Origin of the sequence: Ruania halotolerans, assembly GCF_021049285.1 — a bacterium.
Lineage (GTDB): Bacteria > Actinomycetota > Actinomycetes > Actinomycetales > Beutenbergiaceae > Ruania > Ruania halotolerans.
Map to the genome: position 1 here is coordinate 44,822 of NZ_CP088017.1, position 22,163 is coordinate 66,984.

The following is a 22,163-nucleotide window of genomic DNA, read 5'->3' on the forward strand; positions in this document are numbered from 1 at the left end:
TCTCAACGAGGAGACTCTCATGACCCGCTCATCTGCATTCAGCCGCCGTTCCTTCATGGGTGGCGTCGGACTCACCGGCATGGCCGGCGTACTTGCGGCGTGCAGTGGGGAGAGCCCGCCACCGGACCCCGCGGGAGGTGGTGGCGGCGGGGGCGGCGCCAGCGGCGAGGGCCTGGACTGGTGGGACCACTTCGGCGGCCTACAGGATCTGCACGCCGAATGGGCCACCACCGAGGGTGAGAACATCGGGGTGCCGATCGAGTACTCCTACAACGAACCCGGGCAGGCCACCGAGGCCCTCCAGCTGGCGAACCAGACGGACACCTTGCCCGATGTGTACTCGAACGTCGTCGGCCTGCCGCTCCCGGCGCTGGTGGAGGCCGGGTGGCTGCACCCGATCACCCTCTCGGATGAGGCGATGGCCAGGCTCCCCGAGGGCACCTTCATCGAAGGCATCACGATGCTGGACGGGGAGATCTACGGTCTTCCGGCCCTCTCGGACCGGCAGTACTGGGCCTGCACCTGGTACAACTCCCAGATCGCGGACGAGGTCGGTTTCGATCCGCCGCAGAGCTATGACGAGCTGCGGTCGGCACTGCAGGCGATCGCCGACCACGGCGAGTATGCCCCGATGACCCTTGCTCTCGGTGCCGCCGGCCGGATCCGGGATCAGGTGGACGATCTCGCGCAGTCCGGTGGATTCCCCGGGTGGCAAGGGCTGCGGTATGACACCGGCGAGTACGAGTACCACCACGACTCCTACGTGAACGCGATCGAACTGCTCAAGGAGATCTCCGACAACGGGTGGCTGCTGCCGGGCACCAATGCCTTCCAGATCCCGGATGCGCGCGGGCGCTGGTCCGCCGGGCAGATCGGCTTCTTCCTGGACGGCCCGTGGTCGCCAGGCGGTGTGCGCTCCCTGAACCCCGACTTCCTGCCGAACATGGCCGTGGCCGGCCAGCTCACCCCGGACGGGGAGGAGCTGATCATCACCCGCGGTGCCCCGGCACCCACCTGGTTCATCGGTGGCTCCTCGGCCAACCCGGAGGCTGCCAGCCAGCTGGTGGAGACCTTCACGCGGGACGACTACCAGCTGGCGCTCGCGGTGGCGATGGACCAGCCGCCGCTGAACCTGGACGTGGTGGCCGAGGCGGATGTGATCGAGCCCTACGCCTGGCTCATCGAGGACTTCAAGGAGCGAGTCTTCCGAGCGCCGCAACCGCAGGTCCGCAAGGTGGAGGTCACCGAGGTGCTCTCCCGGACCACCCCCGTGGCCCCGCATCTGGGGGACATCATCCAGGGATACCTCGGCGGCGATGTGACCGACCTGCAGGGCGAGCTGGTCAAGCTCAGCGATGCCTTCTCTGCGGATCTGGACTCGGCTATCGAGTCTGCGAGCGCCGACGGTGTGGAGGTGTCCCGGGACGACTGGGCCTTCCCGGACTGGCAGCGCGGCACCGACTACACCTACTGATCGACGAGTACGGAGGAACGTGGGATGGACGCATTCCCGAATGAACGGACGGCGATCGTCACCGGGGCCGGATCGCCCCGCGGGATCGGCCGCGCCGTGGCGCACCGGCTGGCCCGCGAAGGGTGGGCTGTCGGCGTGCTCGACATCGACGGCGACGCGGTCCGCGGGCTCGCCGAGGAGATCTCGGCGGCGGGTGGTCGAGCCGCGGGTGCGCGGGTGGACGTTTCCGACCGTGACGCCGTGCGCGGCGCGGTGGCTGAGGTGTCCGGGGATCTTCCGCCGGTGCTGGCGCTCGCGAACATCGCAGGCGTCAGCTCCCCGGTGCCGTACCTGGACCTCGACGATGCCGAATGGGAGCGGGTGCTCCGCACGAACCTGTTCGGGGTGCACTACCTCACGGCCGAGCTGGCTCCGGCGATGATTGCTGCCGGAGGGGGGCGGATCGTCTCCATCTCCTCGGTTTCCGCCCAGCGCGGCGGCGGCACCTACTCCAAGACGCCGTACTCGGTGGCCAAAGCGGGAGTGGTCGGGCTGACCCGGTCGCTCGCGCGCGAGCTCGGTCCGCACGGGATCACGGTGAACGCGATCTCACCGGGCCCGATCGACACCGACATCATGGGTGGCACGCTCTCGGAGGAACGCAAGGACGAGCTGGTGCGTGACCTGGTGGTGAACCGGGTCGGCACCGTGGAGGACATCGCCGCCGCGATCAGCTTCCTGGTCTCGGCCGAATCGGGCTACATCACCGGGCAGACGCTGAACGTGGACGGCGGGCTCTATATGCACTGAGGAGTACACAGGCTCCTCGTGGCAGTTGGCAGTGCGTTGCCGGAACGGCACGATCTCATGGCGCGGGCGGCTGGTCGTGCCAGGGTGGTGGGTATGACCCCCACGAACCGGGCAGGCCGTCGAGATCATCCGCCTCCGCGGACCGGTCCGAGTGAGAAGGAGGTGCTTGTCGGGTTCTTGGACTACCTGCGCGGATGCGTCGCCGCCAAGGTCGATGGCGCCCCCGAGCCCGCGGTCAGGGAACCTGGGGTGCCATCGGGCACCAACCTGCTCGGCCTGATCCACCACCTGACGCATGTGGAACGCGCACTGTTCCTCGGGGTGCAGGTGCGCAGTTGGCCTGCGACCTTCCGTGCGCCCCGGGCCGCCAGTATCGCGGACGTCGTCTCCGCGTATAACGACGCCGTCAACCAGTCGAACAAGGTCATCGACGCGTGTGCGGACATGGACGGATCGGACTGGCGGCCCCAGGCAAGAGGTGCCTGTCCGTCGCTGCGGTGGGCGTTGACCCACATGATCGAAGAGACCGCCCGCCACGCCGGTCACGCAGACATCCTGCGCGAGCAGATCGATGGACGTACCGGTCGGTGACGAGCGTGCGGAGCCGACGCCGGACCGTCGGCGCACACTGGTGTGGTGATCGCCTCGTGGAGACGTCACCGGGCAGACGCTGAACGTGGACGGCGGGCGCCGTCTGCACTGACGTCCCGCTGCGGGAGGGCCACGATGAACCGGGGCAGCAGGGCCTGGGTGATCGGCCCGATGGTGAGGGCGAACAACACGGTGCCCACGCCGAGCCGACCCCCGAGCAGAACTCCGACCAGGACGACCGTGATCTCCAGTGCGGTGCGGACCAGGCGAATGGAGAGGCCGGTCCGGCGGTGCAGGCCGGTCATCAGTCCGTCCCGTGGACCTCGCCCGAGCTGGGCGCCGATGTACACGGCCGTGGCCAGGGCGCACAACAGGATGCCGCCCAGCATCAGCCCCACGCGCGGCAGCAGGGCGTCCGGGCGCTCGAGCAGTGCGAGCGTGACATCCGTGGAGAGACCGATGACGATCGCATTCGCCACGGTGCCCATGCCAGGCTTCTCCCGGAGTGGGATCCAGAGCAGCAGGAGCAGCAGACCCATCGCGATGACGGCCTGGCCGAGCGTCAGCGGTACGTGGCGGATCAACCCGGTGTGCAGCACGTCCCACGGTGAGGCACCCAGATCGCCGCGCACCATGACGGCAACGCTCACGCCGTACAGCCACAGGCCCAAGAACAGCTGCGGCAACCGCCGAGGGAGGCGGCCGGCGCGAAGTTGAGCAATCGGTCCGAGGTCAGCGAGGGGAATCACGAGACCACTGTGGAACTAAGTGGCCCTGTACTACATAGCCACTTGATGAGAAGGTGGACTGCATGAAGCAGTCCATCTCTGCGCGGCGCGTGGCCGACCTTGTCGGCACCCTGGATCACAGGCCGGCGTACGCGGACCTGGCTGACCGGCTGCGCCTCCTGATCGGGGATGGCCGCATCGGCTACGACGTCCGACTTCCTGGTGAGCGCGAGCTCACCACGGCATTGGGGGTCTCCCGCACCACGGTGGCGCGGGCCTATGCCCAACTGCGGGACAACCAGTTCGCCGCTGCTCGCCAAGGATCGGGCACCTATACCCGGCTCCCGGGCGGCCGGGCGGTGGCGCGCGACCGGGCGATCATGCCGGGAATGGCCGATGCTGACGTGATCGACCTCACCTGCGCGGCATCGGGTGCGCCGCCCGAGCTGGCATCCGTCTTCGCCGAGGCGGCGGCGGAACTGCCGGCCTATCTGGGCAGTACCGGCTACTACCCGCACGGGCTTCCGCTGCTGCAGGAGGAGATTGCCCAGCACTATCGCGACCGAGGACTACCCACCGCACCCGACCAGATCATGGTGACAGCCGGCGCACTCGCCGCAGTGGCGATCACGGCCACGGCGCTGGGCGGGCGTGGCCGGCGCACCCTCGTCGAGACGCCGACCTACCCGAACGCGGTTCGAGCGTTGCGGCATGCGGGCGGCCGGCTCATCACTACCCCGGTGGATCCGGGCGGCTGGATTCTGGAGGACGTCGGCGAGGTGCTGCGCCGCACCCGCCCGACGCTCGCCTACCTGGTTCCTGACTTCCAGAATCCGACTGGTCTGCTGATGAGTGAGTCCGAGCGAGAGGTCTACGCCGCTCACCTGCGCCGTGCCGGCACGGTCGCGATCGTGGACGAGGCACACGCCGGCCTGGCGCTGGATCCGCTGACCATGCCGGCGCCGTTCGCGGCGTTCGCACCCACCGCCATCACGGTTGGTTCGGCGAGCAAGTCACACTGGGGCGGCTTGCGGGTCGGCTGGATCCGGACCCCGGATTCCCGCTATGGCGGGAAGAAGGTGCTCGAGCAGCTCACCGACGCTCGAGTGGGCCTTGACCTGGGGACGGCCGCGATGGAACAGCTCGTCATGACGAAGCTGTTCGGCCGGCCCGAGATTATCGAGGGCCACCTCACGCGGGTACGGGAGCAGCGGGACGCGCTGGCCGCAGAGATCGGAGCTCGCTTGCCCTCCTGGCGGTTCCGGCTCCCGAACGGTGGCCTGTCGCTGTGGTGCGAGCTACCTGAGGCGCTGAGTACCGCCGTCTGCGCGGAGGCGGAGCGCCACGGCGTCTACCTCGTGCCGGGCCCCGTCTTCGCCGCCGAAGGTGGGCTCGACCGGTTCCTTCGCATCCCGTGGACGAGGCCGGCGGCGGAGCTGGTCGATGCAGTCGAACGGTTGGTGCTGGCGTGGGAGCAGGTCTCGACCGCAGCGCGCCCGGGCCGGCCGATCACGTCGCGTGTGGTTGTTGCCTAATCGACGCTCGTGAGCGCGCTTGACCTCAACCATAGGTGAAGTTTCAGACTGAACAACGAAGGGGCGGCGGTGCCGCCCGGAGCGATCGTTGACGAGGTGGAATGCATGCGTGCAGTACAAGTGTCCCAGTACGGCGGGCCGGATGTTCTGGTCCCAGTGGAACTCGCGGACCCGCAGGCCGAGGCGGGTGAGGTCATCGTCCGTACGGCAGCGATCGACACCATCTACCTCGAGACGCAGATTCGCGGTGGATGGGGTGAGATGTTCGGCGTCACGCTGCCGTACGTGCCCGGCGGCGCGGCCGCGGGGACCGTGGTCTCGGTAGGCCCGGACGTCGAGGCCTCATGGCAGGGACGGCGAGTGCTCGTGGGGGTGGGCACCCAGGGCGCGTACGCCGAGCTCGTCCGGGCCGGCATCGACCAGCTGGTGCCGGTCCCGGACGGCCTCGGTCTGCGCGAGGCAGCCGCTCTGGCGCACGACGGTGTCACTGGGATGGGAATCCTGGAGGCCATGGCCATCAAGCCGAGCGAGCGAGTACTCATCCTCGGAGCCGCGGGAGGGATGGGCACGCTACTCGTTCAGCTCGCACATGGAGCAGGCGCTCATGTGATCGGAGCAGCCCGGGGGGCCGAGAAACTGGGCCTGGTCGATCGGCTGGGCGCGGACACCGTGGTCGACTACTCCGAGGACGGCTGGATCGAGCGAGTGCGGGATGCTCTCGACGGGCAGGATCTTGACGTGCTGCTCGATGGCGTCGGCGGCGAGCTTGGCACCGCGGCGTTCGGCCTCGTGGGCCGCGGTGGTCGCGTCTCGGCCCACGGCGCCGCGAGCGGCGATTTCGCCGAACTGGACGAGACGCAGGTGCGCGACCGGGGCATCCTGGTCAGGGGAATCGAGGATGTGCAGTTCGACCCACCCGAGGCGGCCCGGTTGGCGGCCCGGGCGCTCGACGAGGCGGCGGCCGGGCGGATGCGCCCGGTGATCGGGCGAGAGTTCGCGTTGTCCGATGCGGCCGAGGCGCACCGTGCGATCGAGGCACGCTCGATTCCAGGGAAGGCCCTCCTCATCCCTTGACTGGCGATGATTCGCACGGACATCGAAATGTCATGGCGCTGCCCGTGTGAGAGCCCGATACTGGCGTGATGTTGGCTCTGAGCGAGATCGCCACAGTGAAGGTGACGGTCGATGACAGATGGTGCTCCGACGTCGCCGACTCCGTGGGGGAACGCTGGGGGCTCGCCCCCGGTTCGCTGCGATGGTGGCGCTCATCCGCGACGCATGTGTTCGTCGTTCCGCCGGAGGTGGATACGCGCGGTGTGATGTACGCGCGCTTCGCGCCTCGGGCGACTGCAGCGGGTGACCGGCTCGCTGCTGGAACCGATGCCGCGCAGCAACAGCTCCTAGTCGAGACTGCGTGCGAGTTGCGTGGCTCGTCGTCGCTCTAGGGTGGCTCAGTGCGTCCGATAGCGTGAGTCGCACCGGCGATCGTCGGCCGCACAGACTCTGAAGGAGCGCCATGCCTGGGACTTTGGGAACGTCTTTCGGTGCGGCGACCACCGCCTACGAGGCGGGTCGTCCGTCCTACCCGGCGGCCGCCGTCGACTGGATGCTCGCCGGTGCCCGGCGTGAGTTGACCGACATCGTCGACGTCGGTGCAGGCACCGGCAAGCTGACTGCGGCGCTGGTGGGCGAAGGCCGCAGCGTCACCGCGATCGACCCGGACCAGGCGATGCTCACCACCTTGGCGGGCAACCTGCCCGAGGTGAGTACCGCCGTCGGGACGGCGGAGCACCTGCCTCTGGTGGAGGCGAGCCACGATGCGGCCGTGCTCGGGCAGGCCTGGCACTGGGTGGACCCGGCCACAGCATCGGCGGAAATCGCGCGCGTGCTGCGGCCGGGCGGCGTGCTCGGCCTGATCTGGAACATCCGCGACGAACGCACCGAGTGGGTGGCCCGGATGAGCCGCATCATCCATCTCAGCGCCGCCGAGCAGCTGATCTCCGGTACCGGGCCGCAGATCGCTGCGCCGTTCGGTGAGGTCGAGCTGGAGCGGATCGAGTGGAGCCGGCGAATGGACCGGGCAACGATCGAGGCGATGGTGGCCTCGCGCAGCTACTACATCACCGCCAGTGATGATGATCGGAGCCGCATCGACGGCGGCCTGGCCGCGCTCCTCGACGAGTTGGGCCTGACCGCCGCCGATGCCAGCATCGACTTCCCCTACGTCACGGTGGCCTACCGCGCCACGCGTTGATCGGCGTCCGGTCTGTCTGGCGCAACGTCAGGTGCAGCGACCGGCGCGATGTCGCGCGGTCGTGCGGTGAAGAGCGCCACCACGGTCAGCACCGCCCAGAGTGCCGCGATCACTGCGGCCGCACCCTGCAGGCTCCACGCCTCGGTGAGCGCAGCGGCGCCCATGATGCCGATCCCTGGTGCGAGGCTGAGCAGTGCGTTCTGCGTGCCCATGACGCGCCCACGCATGGCGTCCGGGATGTGTTCGAGCGAGAGCACGCCCACCAGTCCGCCGAACAGTCCGCTGGCCAGCCCCACCACGAATGCGCCGATGAGGATCAGCGGTGTGGAGTGCAGCGTCGCGATGACGATGAACCCGAGCGTCGCACCGATCATCCCGGTCCGCAGCCACGCAGCGCGGGCGCCGCCCGGCTTGGCGAGCACTGCGTAGATGCCACTGCCGATCAGGAGCCCAACCGCGAGTGCGCTGAGCACGAACCCGAGCAGCGCCGTCTCATTCACGGCCGTGAAGTGCACGGGAAGAACCAGACCCTGAAAGCTCGCCAGCACCACGCCGCTGACCACACTGATGGCCGTGAGCAGGATCAGGATCCGGCTGCGCACCAGCGTGGACCACCCTTCGCGGAACTGATGGACGGCGCTGCGTGGTGCGGTTGCGTCGGTGGCGGCGGTGATGGCGCCGAGGCGCTTCGGGATGGTGAAGGTGATGAGCGCGGCGACCAAGGACGTGCCCGCCGTCACCCACAGCACGCTCGAACCCTCGAGAAGTGCCACCAGCGTGCCCGCGATGGCTGGTCCCACCACGAGCGCCGCGGCGCCGATCGACTCGCGGATCCCGAGCAGCCGTTCCTTCGAGAGCCCGCTCTCGGCCACGATCGCCGGCAGCAGCGCCTCACGGGCGGTTTGGCCGGGAATGTCGCCGAGTGAGCCGATCACGCCGAACAGGACGAAGATGCCGACCGTGAGATCGGTGAACAGGTCGATGAACGGCAGCGCGGCCACGGCGGCAGCCGAGAGCACGTCGGTGACCACGGAGGAGGTGCGCCGGTTGATCCGGTCGATCACCACGCCCATGAAGATCCCGGCCAGGAAGGCCGGGATCGCTGTGGCCGCGGCTACGGTGCCCGCGCCCAGCACGCTGCCGGTGCTTTGCAGCACCACGAGCGGGATGGCGATCGCGGCGATCGAGTTCCCGAGCAGGGAGAACACGTAGGAGGCGAAGTAGGTGAGGGAGTAGCGCATGCCCTCATTCGAAACTATGACGTTACGATAAGGTCAAGGCCCGCGGTCAAGGCTCATAGTCGAGGCGTGCGAGGACGTCGAGCTGCGGCTCGGTGAACGCCTGTGCGCGGTACTGCTCGAGCAGGTCGTTGACGCGGGCGTTCTGCAGCTCAGGCATCGGTGCGGCGGCGAGCAGAGTCCGTAGCTCGTTCGCGATCCGATCGCGCTCTGCCTCGGGCGTGGACTCGGTGACCGCCAGTAATCCGCCTATCGCTGCGGACAGCAGGTTCCGCAGCCGCGGATCGGTTCCCATAGCCTCGGCGTGTGCGCGCACCTGCGCATGGGTGGCTGGATCGCCGGCGCTCATCAACAGAGTGAGGTCGGCCTCCAGGCGTCTCGCTGCTGCGTCGGTGAGAAAGTTGCGCGCCAGTTCGTCCAACTCCCCGTAGCTCGCCGGCGCTTCAGGCAGCGGCGATGTCCGGGCCGCGCGGACGATCTCGAGCTGGCGGGTGAGCGTGGCGATCTGATCGCGCAGCGCCTCCTCCAGGCCGGCGAGCTCGTCCTCGATTCCGGTGCCGGGCAGGTCGAGGAGCCCGCGGATGCGATCGAGCCCGAGGCCGAGGCCGACGAGGTGACGGATGCGAAGGAGGCGCGTTGCGTCCAGCACGGAGTACTCGCGATAGCCGTTGATCCGCCGCTCCGGCTCCGGCAGCAGCCCGATCTGGTGATAGTGCCGCACGGTGCGCGAGGTGACGCCCGCGAGCTCGGCCAGCTCTCCGATCCGCATCTGCACCTCCCGGTGGCAGCCTATGCGGCGGTCGTGACCTCACGGCGGCTGACACTCAGCGAACGGCGATGGCATCGATCTCGACGAGCAAGTCCGGATGGCCGAGCGCGCTGACTTGCGAGAGAACCCCGGGAGGGCTCACCGATGCTGCGGCGAAGGCGCGGTCGAGGACGTCACCTGCGCCGGCCTGGAACGCTTCGACGTCGGTGACGTGTGTGTTGAGCTGGACGACGTCGCTCAACGTCATGCCGGCGGCTTCGAGAACCCGGTGGACGTTGGCGAGAGTGAGTTCAACCTGCGCGCGCAAGTCGCCCGGGTGCTGCGGTTCGCCGTCGTCGGACATCGCCGTTTGACCGGACACGAACAGCCACGATGAGGGTGCGGTGACCAGCACGCCCTGATCGTCGGCGAAGTGCCAGTTGAAGGGGTTGATGCTCGTCTTGTCAGCCATGTGCGTCTCCCATCTGTCCGAGCGCCCTGCCAGGACGAGGTCGACGCTAGAATCTCAACCATGGTTAAGGTCAAACCGCGCGCGACGCTGACACCCGGCGAGGTTGCCGCCCGTGCCGGGGTGGCCGTGTCGGCGCTGCACTTCTACGAGCGCGAGGGCCTGATCAGCAGCACCCGGACCGCCGGGAATCAGCGCAGGTACCGCCGCGACGTGCTCCGCCGGCTCGCTTTCGTGCGGGTCGCTCAGCGCGTGGGCATCCCGCTAGCGCGCGTGCGCGATGAGCTGTCCCGCCTGCCCGACGAGCGCACTCCCAGCCGACGAGATTGGCAGCGCCTCTCCGCGGCCTGGCGCGAGGAGCTCGAGGAGCGGATCCGCGGGCTCGAACAACTTCGGGACGATTTCACCAGCTGCATCGGTTGTGGCTGCCTCTCCCTGCGGCAGTGCGCGCTCGCCAACCCGGGGGACGCGTTGGGCGGGCACGGGCCGGGCCCGCGTCTGCTCAAGGACGAGTCGAGCAGCTGATCCCGCGGTCTGACCGGGCGGCCCGCGGTTCTGACCAGCGCGTGCGCGCCCTCACTACGCCGGGGGCGTGCCCTTGGGTGCCGGGCCGAGGTCGCTGAGCAGATCGCCCATGCGCTTGTACGCGCGGTTGCGGTAGGCGATCAGTTCGGCGCGTGTCTCGTCGTCGAAGTCACCGGTCAGGCCCTTGCCGTTCTTCGCCCCATGCCGTCCGGCCGCCACGGCGTCGGAGATCAACGACGGCGTCCCGAGCCTTTCGCCGTACGCCTCGCCCAGGGTGGTGTAGCCATTGGCGTAGACGTCCAGGCCGGCCTGGTCGGCGATGGCGAACGGGCCGAAGAAGCCCAGCCGGTAGCCGAACGTGGTGCGCACGATCGTGTCGACGTCCTCGACGGTGGCCACGCCCTCCTCGACGACGGCGGTCGCCTCCTTCAGGAGGGCGTACTGGAGGCGGTTCAGAACCATGCCCGGGGTGTCGGCCACCTGGGCGCCCTCCCGGCCGATGCGCACGAGGAGAGCCTTGATGGCCTCGACGACGTCCGCCGTCGTGGCCTCTCCGGCGACCAGCTCGACCCCGGGAATGAAGGGGGCGGGGTTGGAGAAGTGCACGGTGAGGAAGCGCTCGGGGTGCTGCACGGCGGGGACGAGCACGTGCACCGGGATGGTGGAGGTGTTGGTGCCGATGATCGCGTCCGGGCGGGCGGCGGCGCTGATGCGGGCGAGGACGTCGTGCTTGACGTCGGCGCGCTCGAAGACGGCCTCCTCGATGAGGTCCACGTCCGCCACGGCCTCCTCGAGGGAGTCGGCGGCGGTGAGGTTGGTGCGGATCCGGTCCGTGCTGCCCGGCTCGTACAGGCCGTCGGCTTCGAACTCGGCGGCCTCGCGCAGGAGTCGCTCCCGGCCGGCCTGGGTGGCCTCGGGGGTGGTGTCAACGATCGTGGTGCGGATCCCGGCGTTGGCGAAGATCTGTGCGATGCCACCGCCCATGTAGCCGGCGCCGACGACGGTGACGGTTTCGATGGTCCTGCTCATGCGGAGGCTCCCTGCTGGTTGGTGGGCTGGTCGGGTCGGTTCAGGGCCGAGCCCACCACCTGGCGAATGTAGTCACGGTTCTCGGCGCACACCCCGATGGAGTCGCTGCCGTAGTGCTCGGTGCAGAACGGGCCGCGGTAGCCGAGTTCGATCGCGCGGCGGATGACTGCACGGTAGTTGATCACGCCGTACTTCAGCGGTACTGGTGCGGAGGAGTAGGAGCCGGTGGCCGGGTCCTCGTCGCGGGTGTAGTTCTTGATGTGCCAGAAGTTGCAGTACGGCAGCACGGTCTCGAATAGGTCGATCATGCCCGGCGAGCTGGGGATCGGGCGGTGCAGGCGCACCAGGTTGCCGATGTCTGGGTTCAGGCCGACGGCGTCGTGGCCGACGTCCTTGACGAACTGCACCGCGTCTTCCGGGGTTCCGACGTAGGTGTCCTCGTACATTTCCAGGCTGAGCTGGATGCCGTTGGCGGCGGCGTGGTCGCCGAGCTCGCGGATGCGCTCGATGGCGAGGGGGCGCAGTTCCGGATCGTCAACGTGCCCGGGCTCGAGCCAGAACCAGAGCGCCTGCTGCTGCGCTGGGGTGAGGCCCTGCATGAAGCCGAGATTGACGATCGAGGCGCCGACCTCGGGGGCGATGTCGAGGAACCGGTGGGCGTCGGCAAGGTTCTGCTCGCCGTTCTTGCGGTCGACCACGCTGCTGCGCGTCATCGAGATGGAGGAGATGCCCAGGCCTTCGTCGGCCAGCACGCTGCGGAACTCGTTCAGCCGCTCGGGGCTGAGCTTGGCCAGGGAGAGCCAGGCGTCGGTGGGGTCGATGTGGTCGAAGCCGAGTTCGCGCACCTGGCGGAGCTGGCCGGCCCAGGTGGTGGCGCTCGCGTCCTCAGTGGGCGTGCCGTCCGGGGTGCGACCGCCGAAGGTGAGCATGTTGCAGGCGATCGGCCAGTTCTCGGCGGTGAGGTCACTGTGCGGGGGCGTCGTTGCTCGCGATTTCATATTATATAGAATATCACTGCCCGGCGCGCGGAATCTGATCACCCGAGGAGGAGGGCGAGTGCAATCTGAATGAGGAGCAGCGTGGCGAGCAGAACCCATCGACCCTGCATTAGTGCCGCACGTAGCCGGGATGGGTGTTCAGAATGTTGCGCAGCGAAAGCCACGAGGTGCGCGACCGGCAAGAGCGTGAGGGTCCACAGCGCCAAGCACCCGACACACTGCGAGATTGATCCTGACTGCACCGCGACGACGGAGGCGTACACCGCCGCGACTCCCGCGCCGAGACCGAGGGCAACACGGTAGAGCCCCGGTAGCGGCACTCCGACCAGGCTGAGGACGCCGGTCATTGCTGTGAGGGGGAAGAGAACGATCCCGAGCATGAATCCAATGAGTTGCTGCGACTCCAAAGGGTCACTCGGGGTGAGGTCGAGGCAGACGAACTGCGCGGCCGATCCGCAGGCAAGCGGAATCTTGGCGTCCAGTGCTGCAACGACTGCGACGAGCAGACTCGCCGCGAGGAGCGTGCCGACGACTCCCACGACCAGTAGGACAAGACCGATCTCGCGAGTACTAGCCGACGGAGCCACTCGGCCAGCATTTGCGGACCGACTTCGTGTAGGAACTCCCACCGTTCCCCCTCTACGCGCCCCGACCCCCGGAGCCGCGTCAGACGATTGTGAGTCGTCCACGCCGGAGGGTCAACATCGCCGGGCCCGGCCATGTCGCCTTTGAGCGCGGGCTTAGCCGATCTTGTATGTACCTTCGTCTGTCGTAGCGTTGGCGCCCGCTCACCGGACAGTCTCGCGGACAGGTCTTCCGGCACGGTGCCCGTCACACAGGGCCTGAGCTGAACCGGTGTCCCACTCCGTTCTGGTGAAGGTTCGTCTTGCGGGACGGTTCGGCGCGCGTGGGTTTAGGACCGCTGCATTCCGCCCAGAATGACGCTTCGCGCTCGTAGACGTGACGAGCATCAAGGCATCTGGATACGCGACAACCCGGGTGCTGGGTGCGCACGACCCAACACCGATGATCTTCGATAGCAGGTGCGGGAGCTGGTCAGGTGGATGCTCTAGTCGTTGTGCTGCCAACTGAACATCTCCCATTCATCGGTTCAGTTCCCCAATGATCGCTGCGGCATCAGCACTTGGACACGCTTGGCCATCCTGGGCGACCTTCTGGATGCCGTGGGTACGGCGTCCAGGCCCAAGGCGCCGGTGCAGTCATCGCGTGATCTGATCGAGCCACCTAATGAGGCGACGATGAGGTTTTTGCTTGGCCTTGCTCTATGCGCCTGAAGCTTCGCCGAGCCAACGACACGCCCCGAATCTGCCTGCGATCACGCGGATTACTGCAAAGTCGCGCTACGGTGATGATCCACAACGATTGGAAGAGGCCATGGATGTAAGCAAAACTCTTGCAGAGGCTTGGGCGGCCGTTGAGAAGGCGAACTTGCCGGAAGCGCTCCAACAAGTGGCGTTTAAAGAGGCGGTTGCTCTCCTGGGCGGCGATGGAACAGGTAGTCAAGCGCAACAGGATCATCCGCCTGTAAAGAAAGCACCCGCATCGAAGACGAAGACCAAGGCGGCGAAAGTAGACGAGCACGAAAGTGAGGTCGTCGATGCGACGACCTTCTTCGAGGCGGTCGCTGGAGAAACCGGCGTTCCAGTTGAGGACCTCGAGCAGTTGTTCTATCTGGATAAAGGCGCACCCCGCATCAACCTCACCTCGAGTGCGTTGGGCACCTCGTTGAAGGGCAAGCAGGTCAACGTGGCCGTTCTGATCGCTGTCGCGCGACACTTCGGACTGAACGAGGATGAGACATCGGCGGCCATCATTCGCGAGGAGTGCAGCCGACTTCGCTGCGCGGACCGCAACCTGGCGACAAACATGAAGGGACTTGCGGGCATTGTGCTCTCCGGCGGCTCGACGAAGACCCTGAAAGTTCGACCGGCGGCGAACGCCTCGTTCGTGGAGAAGGTCAAGGCCCTACTGCATCCAGGTGCTGAATGAGCGCCGGTTCCCAAAAGGTTGGCCAACTTGAGCCGGCGTTCATCGCCGCTGGATCGCCAGCAGACGTCACCCACGAACTGTTTTTGGCGTTCTTCGAACTGAAGCGCCGGTACGTCATGGACGACCTTCGACCGAACGCGGTTGAAGGTGGCCGCTTCTCGGAGGCTGCTTTTCGGCTATTGCAGTGGCTATCAGGTGGGGCGTTCACGCCGATCGGCAAAACCCTCCCGTCCGTGCCGAAGTTGATGACAACGATTGAACAGTCCGGGCACACGAGTGAGAGCGTCCGACTGCACATTCCGCGAACGCTTCGGCTCATTTATGACATCCGCAACAAGCGAGATGCGGCACACCTTGCGGATGGGATCGACCCGAACCTGCAAGACGCCACGTTGATCGTCGCGAACGCGAGTTGGGTTTTGGCCGAGTTCGTACGCCACTTCCTCAAGTCGACTCCGAACGATGCGCATGTTGCTATCGAGCAACTCGTTGCTCGGGATCTCCCGGTCATCCAGGAGTTCAATGGATATCCACGCCTTCTCAAGGATCTGAAGGCCTCGGATCATGTGATGGTGCTGCTCTACTGGGCGGGGAGGCCTGTAACCTTGAATGAGCTCTCTGGCTGGCTCGTCCCCAAGATGAGAGCGAATCTGAAGCGCACCGTGCAGGGCCTCTCTGAAAAGCACCTGACACATCTCGATGGTCAAGAAGTGCACCTTACGCACCCCGGGGGGCGCTACGTCGTAGAGGCGGGCTTGTTGCAGCCAGTCTAAAGCGACCGACGGTTCCCGGATTGTGGTCATGACGCCGGGCCAGCAATCGAGGTCCTCCGATAACGACAACAACGACGCGACCGCGTCATACCGCCGCGACCGTACCGCGGGGCTCGGGACAGCCGCCGAGATCGTGCTTTCCGTCAGTCCCAGGGCCGTCTTGTCCTGGGGACCGTTGCACGACGTACCGTACGTCGGCGACATCGAGCGCGAGTGACTCGACGAGGCAGAGTCGGAGCGCTTCGCCGGTCGCGTCGATGACGAGACTTACCTACAGGCGCCCGAGTGGATCGTGACGACCGTGACGGACGACGGGTTCCGGGCGCGCGAGGCCCAGCAACTGGACCCTGATGCAGGTGTGCGACGTCGTCAACGCCGCATCCGTCGCCCTGAACGAAACTTCGTAGCGGTTTCGCCCGAGCAGGCTCTGGAACTAGTGACCCGCGCTGCTGGCTTAGCCTGGGTGGGTGCACTCGGGGGCTCGAAGGCCAACACCCTACTGGCTCGCCGGCCACCCATATCTACCGCAATTACCGCAGTGATTTCGCCACAACTTTGTGGAGGTACGCAACTAGGATTCCTCCATGTCTGAGCCGAACGACCTCCATGAGCAGGTCGTGCAACTCCTCGCGTTGGGCCACGAGAGTCGATCGTTTGAAGTCAAGGGACCGTTGTCTCTCACAGCGAAGTCGCACTGCGCCAAGGCGGCTCGTGCGGTGATGGCGATGGGCAACCTGCGCGATGGTGGGATTGTGTTGATCGGCGTCGACGAGGCGCAGATGACCGAGATGCTGCCCGGCTTAGACGACGGCGGTTCAAGGCGTGGAGCGACTTCGACAACGTGAGCGACGCCCTTGCCCGCTACGCAGATCCTCCAGCGACCTTCACGCTCCAACCGCTGACGCTTACCTCCGGAGCGAAGGTCGTCGCCTTGGTGGTCAGCGAGTTCGACGACGTCCCCTACGTTTGCAGGCGCGACTTTCAGAACGAACTCAAGGACGGCGCCATCTACGTCCGTCCGCGCGGGAAGCCCGAGTCACGACAGCCTCATTGGCTGACATGAGGGACCTACTGGATCTGGCGACCACCAATGGCGTCCGCGGGTTCGTCCGCCGCGCAGGACCGGCCGGCATCCCGCTCGGCGTGCCCAAGCTCCAAGACGAGATCAACCGCGGGGCCTACCTTGCGGAGAGTCCGAAGCAGCGGGGGCGCCCCCACGGCCGTGATGGCACAGATCTTGGCTGCTGGCCACACCGACGTCTCGATCCGGCCTACTACCTACGACAAGACCCGCCTATCGCCGGCCGGACTTCACGAGTTCATCACCGAGAACACGGTCCGGATGCGCGGATGGCCCGTGCCGTTCGTCGATGATCACGAAGGTGTCATCCGATTCCAGGACTCCGTCGGGCAGGAAATCGAACCGAAGGTCGTCCCTCACATTGAGGCGTGGCGGATGTGCACCAGTGGCCAGTTTCTGCACCGCCGTGTCCTTTCCAGCGACCTGCGCGACGTCAGGGAGACGCAGCCGACAGACCCCACATCCACCGGGGTCGTCATCGTGTGGGACGTTCTCCTCTACTTTGTGGAACTGGCTGAGTTCGGTGCCCGGGTCGCCACAAGCCTCGAGCAGGATGCCATCACCTTTGACATCGCACTCAACCAGATCGGCGTCAGGGAACTGGTGTCCGGAGACTGGCAACGAGACCTTCACGGGTCCGTACAGGATGTCAGCCAACGAACTTGTCACGAGTCTCAGTGTCACGGCCACCCGCCTTGCGGCGGAGCCCCGCTTGGTGGGAGTCGAGCTGGCACAGTCACTGCTCAAGCAGTTCGGCCTCGACGTCCCCGACCGAGTCCTTAATGACTGGCAGGCGCAGGTCTTTAGCCGCTGACTATTCCCGGTCGAGAGCGTGCAACCGCCCACATAGACGCCACGCGTCATCACGAATCCATGCGGACACGACTGGGCTCGTCGGAATATCACCGCGCCTTGGCGTGGCGTTCGGTTGGCACATCCTCGTCCGGTCCTAGAACCGCCGCTGTCGAGCAGCTAGAACATTGTCGCGCCACGCGCTGGCGGCGACCTCCGCTCGCTGCCAGTCACTGCCGAACATGCCACCAAGCAGGGGCCACCAGCGCTCGCGCTGTCCTTGCACATCGCGGACTGTCTCCGGCGCGAGACCAGCGTTCTCGTCGAGGTAGCGCTCGGCGTGCCCGATGCGACCGATCCAGTGCGAGCGCCCACGTCGGTACTCCGGGGCGGTATCGCTGTTTGCTGCGAAATCCAGTTCGGACATAGCCAGGAAGCCCTCCGTCTGGTTGAAGAGCTGTTCGTACTCCTGCTCGTCGAGCACGAACGGTTCTGCCAACTGACGAAGTACGCGGAACAAGTGCTCGGATACGGGTGTGTAGAACTTGCCTGCGCCCTTCTCATATTCAGCGAGGCGTTCCTCGATGGTCCCGCCGCTGATACCAACACGCGCCAGGACTGACGCGGCCACGTCGGCTTCCCGGAACGGCTGCCACGGGCTGGTCGCAGCGGTCAACGCAAACGAGTGCCCGTTGATGTCCACCCGTGGGTCGAGCGTGAACGCGCGCACCATGCGACCGTTTCGTCGCGCTACCGCGCCCATGACTCCCGCGTATATGACCGGCAACAGCACGTACTCTCGCAGGTGGATCAGTGCGGTGAAGCCACCTTGCACCTCATTAGTGACCGCCGCGATGCGTGACATTGCGCGGGCGGCAAGGACCGCGTGGTCTTCGGCACCCCAAGCGCCGAGCGTGATCGCAGCATGGACGAGCGGCCCGACAAGTTGTTCGTACTCCTGGGCGCGCTCGACCATGGTCACCACACTGGGGCCCGCGCCTCCACCCAACGGGAAACGCTCCTGGTCTTTGAGCGCTTCGATAACCGTCTTCACTTCGCCGAGGAACAGATCCTCGGTCGCCATCATCTTGGAGGGGTCGGTAATACCCAGCTTGAGTGCTTCGGCGAGGCGTGGACCGCGATCGGCATCGTTCGCCGTCGCAATGGCGGCTGCGATCGTCGCTGCCGAGGTGGTAGACGTGCCGAAGATGCCCATGATGGCAGCGACCAATCGAGCAAGATTGGCTTCGCGGTTCGGACCGAAAATGTCGATGCGCTGGAGGCTGTTGAGCGTCCGACCACCACCGAGGTCGTAGTTCGGAAGGTCGCAGTCGTCCAGTCGAACCGGAAGAAGCCAAACGTGGCCGAGTGGCCGGAGTCGAAACTGGTCGACCGCCAGCGCCAGCTCCTCGTTCATGAAGGTCTTAGTCTTGGAGACGCTAATCGTGGAGAAGCAGGCGATGAACGCCAGCGAGCCATCCTCGATCGCCGAGCGGATCTTCTCCTTCCAGTCCTCGCCGGGCCACAGATTCTCTGTGTCCTTCCACACCGGAATCCCTGCCGCACTCAGCACCGACGCCAACGTCTCGACAGCCTCGGCGTTCTCGTGAACGTAGGAGAGGAACGCATGCTGCACGGGACTATCGACCATGCCACCAGGGTAGGGCTGACCACCGACGAAACGACGCGAGACATCGACACCCCGACGCCCGCGAAGCGCCGCCTGCGACCAACGAGCTCACCGGCCGTCCCGGGCTGCGACTGCGTCACTCCGCCGCGACTGGTCGGCGATGAGTTGCTCCAACCGAAGTGTCGGCGGTGGCTGGTATAATCGACGCAGCCTCGTTGGTTGAGGTGCGTCAGTGCTGGAGGGTTCGACTCCCTTCAGTTCGTAGCGGGAGTGCTAGCAGTTCTACTGCTCTCAGCGGTCCGTCTTCTATCCGAGCGTCCATGGCGTTCAAGGAAGGAGCGACCGATGAACAGAGGCAAGCACAGCAAGACAACCAGCGACAACTACCGTGAAGTTCAGACCCAGCGTCACTACATGCAGTACGCACTAGAGACCGTATGGACGGCCGTAGCGGGAGCAGCAGGCGGGCACTGGCTCTCCTGAACCAATGAGGCAAACGCGCCGCAGCCACTCGAGTTGCGAGTACATCAATCCGCCGCGTCGAGGCGCCCAGGACGACTCGGCGTTTCTGCGCTCGAAGCGTGGCGTCGCATCAGCCGTGGATCTCGTCGCGAATGGGCGGACAGCGCCGACGCCCTGAAGGACGGGTCCCTTAATGGCAGTCGCGCCACTATCGTTTGTGGCTCACACGACGGTGAGTAGTAGCCGCCAGCGGCGTCCTCTACGTCCCTGCAAACGACCTGCTGAAAGTTGCCGATGGCTGAGATCCCCGAAGAAGTCCTTGCCGGCTATCTAGGAACCCTGCACGCGTTCGTGCGCCGAGCCCGGCGCATCGAAGCGCACTCGCTGCAGGCCGACCGCGACCAGTTCATCAAGTGGGTGCATGGCTCGGCACAGCTGACGCTCGGGAACGGCGCTGGCGAGATGCACTACGACGTGCCGCCCGAGGAGGCATTCGAGTCGCTTGCAGCCCGCGTCCGACCCCTCCTGCTTGAACAGGACGGCATCCACTTCTCCCGAATCCTCGCCGCCATTGGCGCCTTCGGTCGAGGCGACGAAGGTGTCATGCGAACCCGGCAAGTCTTGAACAAGGCGTGGCAACGCATCACCGGGGCAAGCATCGTCGGCTTCGCTATCAGCGAGCCCGTCGACGGCGCGCCGCTGATCAACGACGTCGATCTGGCCCACGGCTGGTTGTACGGCGACCTTGTACACGCCGCCCCGGACGTACCGGAAGGCGTCTTGAGCGCCACGCTGAACCAGCGCTACTTAGCCGCCGTCCTCATCTACGGCCAGGCGGCACTGGCTGCCGTCGCGACCCTGAACGTGGTCCGGATGCTCGTCGCGAAGGGCCTGCTCACCCTGGATGCGGATGCGGAAGCCAGCCCGGTTGTCGTCTCAATGCCGATGACGCTTCCAGTGGTGGCCGCCCGGCTCACGCCGACTGACCAACTCACCGGACTCGGGGCGGCGTCGCCCAGCGCGACGACCACGCCGCCGGCCCCTGCAGTGCCGCGCGGGGCCAATGACCACGGCGGAATTGGACCGGGCGACTCGACCTGAAGATCTACAAGCGCGTCGCCCAGGGTTGGCTGGCACTGAACATCGTCAGTTGTCCAGGTAACCGCCCGTTCCAGCACCCGGGCGTGGTCGACGTCGACGCCAACCATGACGACCTCGCTACACACCCTGACGGGCCGCGATGAGTGCGTCATACCGCCGCGATCGACGCGGGCACTCCACCGGGGCGGGAGCCCACGACGAGTTTGTCGGCAACTGCTCCCGGTTGGGGATCGGTTTACGATCGCTCCTTGAGCCGAACGAGACCGGCCGGGGTGGGCTCGAAGCCGCATGACTCGATATAGAACGGTGTGAGGTCGGGCCCGAAGTCGACGAACAGCCACTCGCAGCCGGCGGCGCGCGACTCCTGTACCGCTCGGGCAACGACCGCTGTGCCGAGCCCTCGATGTTGATGGGAGGGGCGCGTCTTGGTATCGATAAGGAACGCATGGTCGCCGCCGTCCCAAGCCACGTTGACGAAGCCCACGAGTTGGCCGGCCGGGCTCCGGGCAGTTACCCATCCCAGTGAGTGTTCGCGGAGGCGGTCCCACCAGCCCGGAAGTGGCGACCCGCCGTGCGACTCGGTCAACTCAACGAGTTCGGCGTCGGACACGGTGGATCGCCAACTGATCTGTGCGTCGTCGTCGGCCATCAGCCAAGGTTGGACCACGGCGCCGCAGCCCGCAACGGCATCTGCAAAACGGCGAGGAACAAGCAACGCCGCGCCCTGAAACAGCAACTCCGCAAGCTCACCGCTCACGCCGGCTCACTTCCCGAAGACACCCGCCACCGACCAGAGATCGCGCGGGCACCGGAGAGCGCCTGACTCAACAACGCCAGCTCCAGCGCGACATGGATTGAGGACCCTTGTAAGGACTTAGGTCGCCTTCGTCGGGTCCAGGGTGGCTGAGTCCACGGAGTGGAAGGATGGGTGCAGCTCGGCATCGAGGGGGATGCTCGCTCCAACCCGTCTCAGGAAGGAAACATGCATGATCTCGTTGTCCGCCGCAGCCGGCATCGCTCTCGTCGAGCTTGGGCTCGCCCTCACCCCCGGGCCGAACATGATGTACCTGGTCTCTCGCAGCATCAGTCAGGGATGGCGTGCGGGGATGATGTCACTGTCAGGGACGGCGGTCGGCTTCGTCGTGTACATGGTGATGGCAAACCTCGGACTAGCGGCAGTGTTCCTCGTTGTCCCATGGCTGTTCATCGCGCTGAAAATCGCGGGTGCCATCTACCTCCTCTGGCTCGCGTACAAGACGCTTCGCCCGGGGGGGGGGGAAATCGCTGTTCGAGACCAGCGAACTCCCGCGCGACTCGTTCGGCAAACTCTTCCGCATGGGGCTCCTGACGAATCTGCTCAACCCCAAGGTCGCGATCCTCTACCTCGCGCTCATCCCGCAGTTCATCGACCCCTCCGCCGGCAGCATCGTCGCACAAGGATTCCAGCTCGGGGCGATCCAGATCCTCGTCGGCGTCGCGGTCAACGGTGCGATCATCGTCGCCGCAGGTTGGGTCGCCACCTTCCTACAGCGCAAGCCTGCATGGATGCGATGGCAGAAATGGGTCACCGGCACACTCCTCGGTGCGATCGGCGTGAAGCTCGCGATTGATGCCCCTGCCCCCGCTGTCGCCCCGTAGCGGCCGCCACTTCGCCCGTCGTATGGCGGATGAGCGTCCACCTGCCGGAACATCCACATTCGGGGCTCCCATCCCAGGACCTTTAGCACCGAGAAAAGAACGCCATCTACAATTGCGATTCACAGCAGGCGGTGACCGAGTCGACCACGAGGCTGCGAGGCGTCCCGGTGAGGGATCGGCTTCCGGGACGATGGGAGTGCTGCACTAACGGGCGACAGTGGCTAGTCCCGTTCGTGCAGGAGACCATTAGGTGTCTCGCGAATCCTCGAGGTCCGTTAGTACGAGGTACTCCTTGTAC

At 66.3% G+C, this 22,163-nt stretch carries 24 protein-coding genes and 1 pseudogene; 15 read left to right on the plus strand and 10 right to left on the minus strand.

What is annotated here, in order from left to right:
- Nucleotides 1–19 precede the first annotated feature (19 nt).
- The 3 genes from LQF10_RS00215 to LQF10_RS00225 all read left to right on the plus strand — a co-directional run bounded on the left by LQF10_RS00215 (nucleotide 20) and on the right by LQF10_RS00225 (nucleotide 2,854).
- Complete coding sequence (locus tag LQF10_RS00215; RefSeq protein WP_231065503.1) at nucleotides 20–1,474, plus strand: ABC transporter substrate-binding protein; 1,455 nt, start codon at nucleotides 20–22, stop codon at nucleotides 1,472–1,474.
- Nucleotides 1,475–1,498: 24 nt separating this feature from the next.
- Entirely contained in the window at nucleotides 1,499–2,263 is a 765-nt protein-coding gene (locus LQF10_RS00220; protein WP_231065504.1) for an SDR family NAD(P)-dependent oxidoreductase, read from the plus strand.
- Between the two features lie 93 nt (nucleotides 2,264–2,356).
- Complete coding sequence (locus LQF10_RS00225) at nucleotides 2,357–2,854, plus strand: DinB family protein (RefSeq protein ID WP_231065505.1); 498 nt, start codon at nucleotides 2,357–2,359, stop codon at nucleotides 2,852–2,854.
- A 65-nt stretch (nucleotides 2,855–2,919) separates the two neighbouring features.
- Here LQF10_RS00225 and yczE read toward each other — a convergent pair whose 3' ends face one another.
- Complete coding sequence (yczE, locus tag LQF10_RS00230; RefSeq protein ID WP_231065506.1) at nucleotides 2,920–3,603, minus strand: membrane protein YczE; 684 nt, start codon at nucleotides 3,601–3,603, stop codon at nucleotides 2,920–2,922.
- Between the two features lie 62 nt (nucleotides 3,604–3,665).
- Between yczE and yczR the strand changes: the two genes are divergently transcribed.
- The 4 genes from yczR to LQF10_RS00250 all read left to right on the plus strand — a co-directional run bounded on the left by yczR (nucleotide 3,666) and on the right by LQF10_RS00250 (nucleotide 7,371).
- Nucleotides 3,666–5,117 (plus strand): MocR-like transcription factor YczR, encoded by a 1,452-nt coding sequence (yczR, locus tag LQF10_RS00235; protein ID WP_231065507.1) that lies wholly within the window; start codon nucleotides 3,666–3,668, stop codon nucleotides 5,115–5,117.
- A gap of 105 nt (nucleotides 5,118–5,222) precedes the next feature.
- Complete coding sequence (locus tag LQF10_RS00240; RefSeq protein WP_231065508.1) at nucleotides 5,223–6,191, plus strand: zinc-binding dehydrogenase; 969 nt, start codon at nucleotides 5,223–5,225, stop codon at nucleotides 6,189–6,191.
- A gap of 68 nt (nucleotides 6,192–6,259) precedes the next feature.
- Nucleotides 6,260–6,562, plus strand: coding sequence for a hypothetical protein (locus tag LQF10_RS00245; RefSeq protein WP_231065509.1), 303 nt, complete (start codon nucleotides 6,260–6,262; stop codon nucleotides 6,560–6,562).
- A 71-nt stretch (nucleotides 6,563–6,633) separates the two neighbouring features.
- Nucleotides 6,634–7,371, plus strand: coding sequence for a class I SAM-dependent methyltransferase (locus LQF10_RS00250; RefSeq protein ID WP_231065510.1), 738 nt, complete (start codon nucleotides 6,634–6,636; stop codon nucleotides 7,369–7,371).
- Here the strand turns inward: LQF10_RS00250 and LQF10_RS00255 are convergent.
- Genes LQF10_RS00255 through LQF10_RS00265 form a run of 3 tightly spaced genes read right to left on the minus strand, consistent with a single transcriptional unit; the run spans nucleotide 7,353 to nucleotide 9,829 of the window.
- The gene (locus LQF10_RS00255; RefSeq protein ID WP_231065511.1) at nucleotides 7,353–8,612 is read right to left on the minus strand and encodes an MFS transporter; all 1,260 of its coding nucleotides are present in this window, start codon (nucleotides 8,610–8,612) and stop codon (nucleotides 7,353–7,355) included. The genes LQF10_RS00250 and LQF10_RS00255 overlap by 19 nt on opposite strands.
- Nucleotides 8,613–8,658: 46 nt before the next feature.
- Entirely contained in the window at nucleotides 8,659–9,378 is a 720-nt protein-coding gene (locus LQF10_RS00260; protein WP_231065512.1) for a MerR family transcriptional regulator, read from the minus strand.
- Nucleotides 9,379–9,433: 55 nt separating this feature from the next.
- Entirely contained in the window at nucleotides 9,434–9,829 is a 396-nt protein-coding gene (locus LQF10_RS00265; protein ID WP_231065513.1) for a RidA family protein, read from the minus strand.
- A 60-nt stretch (nucleotides 9,830–9,889) separates the two neighbouring features.
- On the opposite strand from LQF10_RS00265, the gene soxR reads away from it, so the two are divergent.
- Complete coding sequence (gene soxR, locus LQF10_RS00270) at nucleotides 9,890–10,351, plus strand: redox-sensitive transcriptional activator SoxR (protein WP_231065514.1); 462 nt, start codon at nucleotides 9,890–9,892, stop codon at nucleotides 10,349–10,351.
- 54 nt (nucleotides 10,352–10,405) lie between these two features.
- Here the strand turns inward: soxR and LQF10_RS00275 are convergent, their stop codons facing one another.
- Genes LQF10_RS00275 through LQF10_RS00285 form a run of 3 tightly spaced genes read right to left on the minus strand, consistent with a single transcriptional unit; the run spans nucleotide 10,406 to nucleotide 12,917 of the window.
- Complete coding sequence (locus LQF10_RS00275) at nucleotides 10,406–11,380, minus strand: 3-hydroxyacyl-CoA dehydrogenase family protein (protein ID WP_231065515.1); 975 nt, start codon at nucleotides 11,378–11,380, stop codon at nucleotides 10,406–10,408.
- Nucleotides 11,377–12,378, minus strand: a complete 1,002-nt coding sequence (locus LQF10_RS00280; protein WP_231065516.1) for a sugar phosphate isomerase/epimerase family protein — start codon at nucleotides 12,376–12,378, stop codon at nucleotides 11,377–11,379. The genes LQF10_RS00275 and LQF10_RS00280 overlap by 4 nt, the downstream gene beginning before the upstream one ends.
- A 38-nt stretch (nucleotides 12,379–12,416) precedes the next feature.
- A complete protein-coding gene (locus LQF10_RS00285) occupies nucleotides 12,417–12,917 on the minus strand; it encodes a hypothetical protein (protein ID WP_231065517.1) in 501 nt (166 codons plus the stop codon).
- 733 nt (nucleotides 12,918–13,650) lie between these two features.
- Between LQF10_RS00285 and LQF10_RS00290 the strand changes: the two genes are divergently transcribed.
- From LQF10_RS00290 to LQF10_RS00300, 3 genes are all read left to right on the plus strand, one after another.
- A complete protein-coding gene (locus tag LQF10_RS00290) occupies nucleotides 13,651–14,388 on the plus strand; it encodes a hypothetical protein (RefSeq protein WP_231065518.1) in 738 nt (245 codons plus the stop codon).
- Complete coding sequence (locus LQF10_RS00295; protein ID WP_231065519.1) at nucleotides 14,385–15,161, plus strand: hypothetical protein; 777 nt, start codon at nucleotides 14,385–14,387, stop codon at nucleotides 15,159–15,161. The genes LQF10_RS00290 and LQF10_RS00295 overlap by 4 nt, the downstream gene beginning before the upstream one ends.
- A gap of 584 nt (nucleotides 15,162–15,745) precedes the next feature.
- Nucleotides 15,746–16,006, plus strand: a complete 261-nt coding sequence (locus LQF10_RS00300) for a hypothetical protein (RefSeq protein ID WP_231065520.1) — start codon at nucleotides 15,746–15,748, stop codon at nucleotides 16,004–16,006.
- Nucleotides 16,007–16,455: 449 nt separating this feature from the next.
- Here LQF10_RS00300 and LQF10_RS00305 read toward each other — a convergent pair whose 3' ends face one another.
- Both LQF10_RS00305 and LQF10_RS00310 read right to left on the minus strand, forming a co-directional pair.
- Entirely contained in the window at nucleotides 16,456–16,911 is a 456-nt protein-coding gene (locus LQF10_RS00305; RefSeq protein ID WP_231065521.1) for a hypothetical protein, read from the minus strand.
- 280 nt (nucleotides 16,912–17,191) lie between these two features.
- Entirely contained in the window at nucleotides 17,192–18,685 is a 1,494-nt protein-coding gene (locus LQF10_RS00310) for a toll/interleukin-1 receptor domain-containing protein (RefSeq protein WP_231065522.1), read from the minus strand.
- Between the two features lie 324 nt (nucleotides 18,686–19,009).
- Here LQF10_RS00310 and LQF10_RS00315 point away from each other — a divergent pair, with 324 nt between their 5' ends.
- Both LQF10_RS00315 and LQF10_RS00320 read left to right on the plus strand, forming a co-directional pair.
- A complete protein-coding gene (locus tag LQF10_RS00315) occupies nucleotides 19,010–19,147 on the plus strand; it encodes a hypothetical protein (protein WP_231065523.1) in 138 nt (45 codons plus the stop codon).
- A gap of 273 nt (nucleotides 19,148–19,420) precedes the next feature.
- A complete protein-coding gene (locus LQF10_RS00320) occupies nucleotides 19,421–20,227 on the plus strand; it encodes a hypothetical protein (RefSeq protein WP_231065524.1) in 807 nt (268 codons plus the stop codon).
- 235 nt (nucleotides 20,228–20,462) lie between these two features.
- On the opposite strand, the gene LQF10_RS00325 is transcribed toward LQF10_RS00320, so the two are convergent.
- Nucleotides 20,463–20,984, minus strand: a complete 522-nt coding sequence (locus LQF10_RS00325) for a GNAT family N-acetyltransferase (protein ID WP_231065525.1) — start codon at nucleotides 20,982–20,984, stop codon at nucleotides 20,463–20,465.
- A gap of 304 nt (nucleotides 20,985–21,288) precedes the next feature.
- Between LQF10_RS00325 and LQF10_RS19320 the strand changes: the two are divergent.
- Nucleotides 21,289–21,444: pseudogene (locus tag LQF10_RS19320) on the plus strand (LysE family transporter); the annotation flags it as partial.
- Nucleotides 21,445–21,562: 118 nt separating this feature from the next.
- Nucleotides 21,563–21,865, plus strand: a complete 303-nt coding sequence (locus tag LQF10_RS19325; protein ID WP_253073034.1) for a LysE family translocator — start codon at nucleotides 21,563–21,565, stop codon at nucleotides 21,863–21,865.
- The last annotated feature ends 298 nt before the right edge of the window (nucleotides 21,866–22,163 follow it).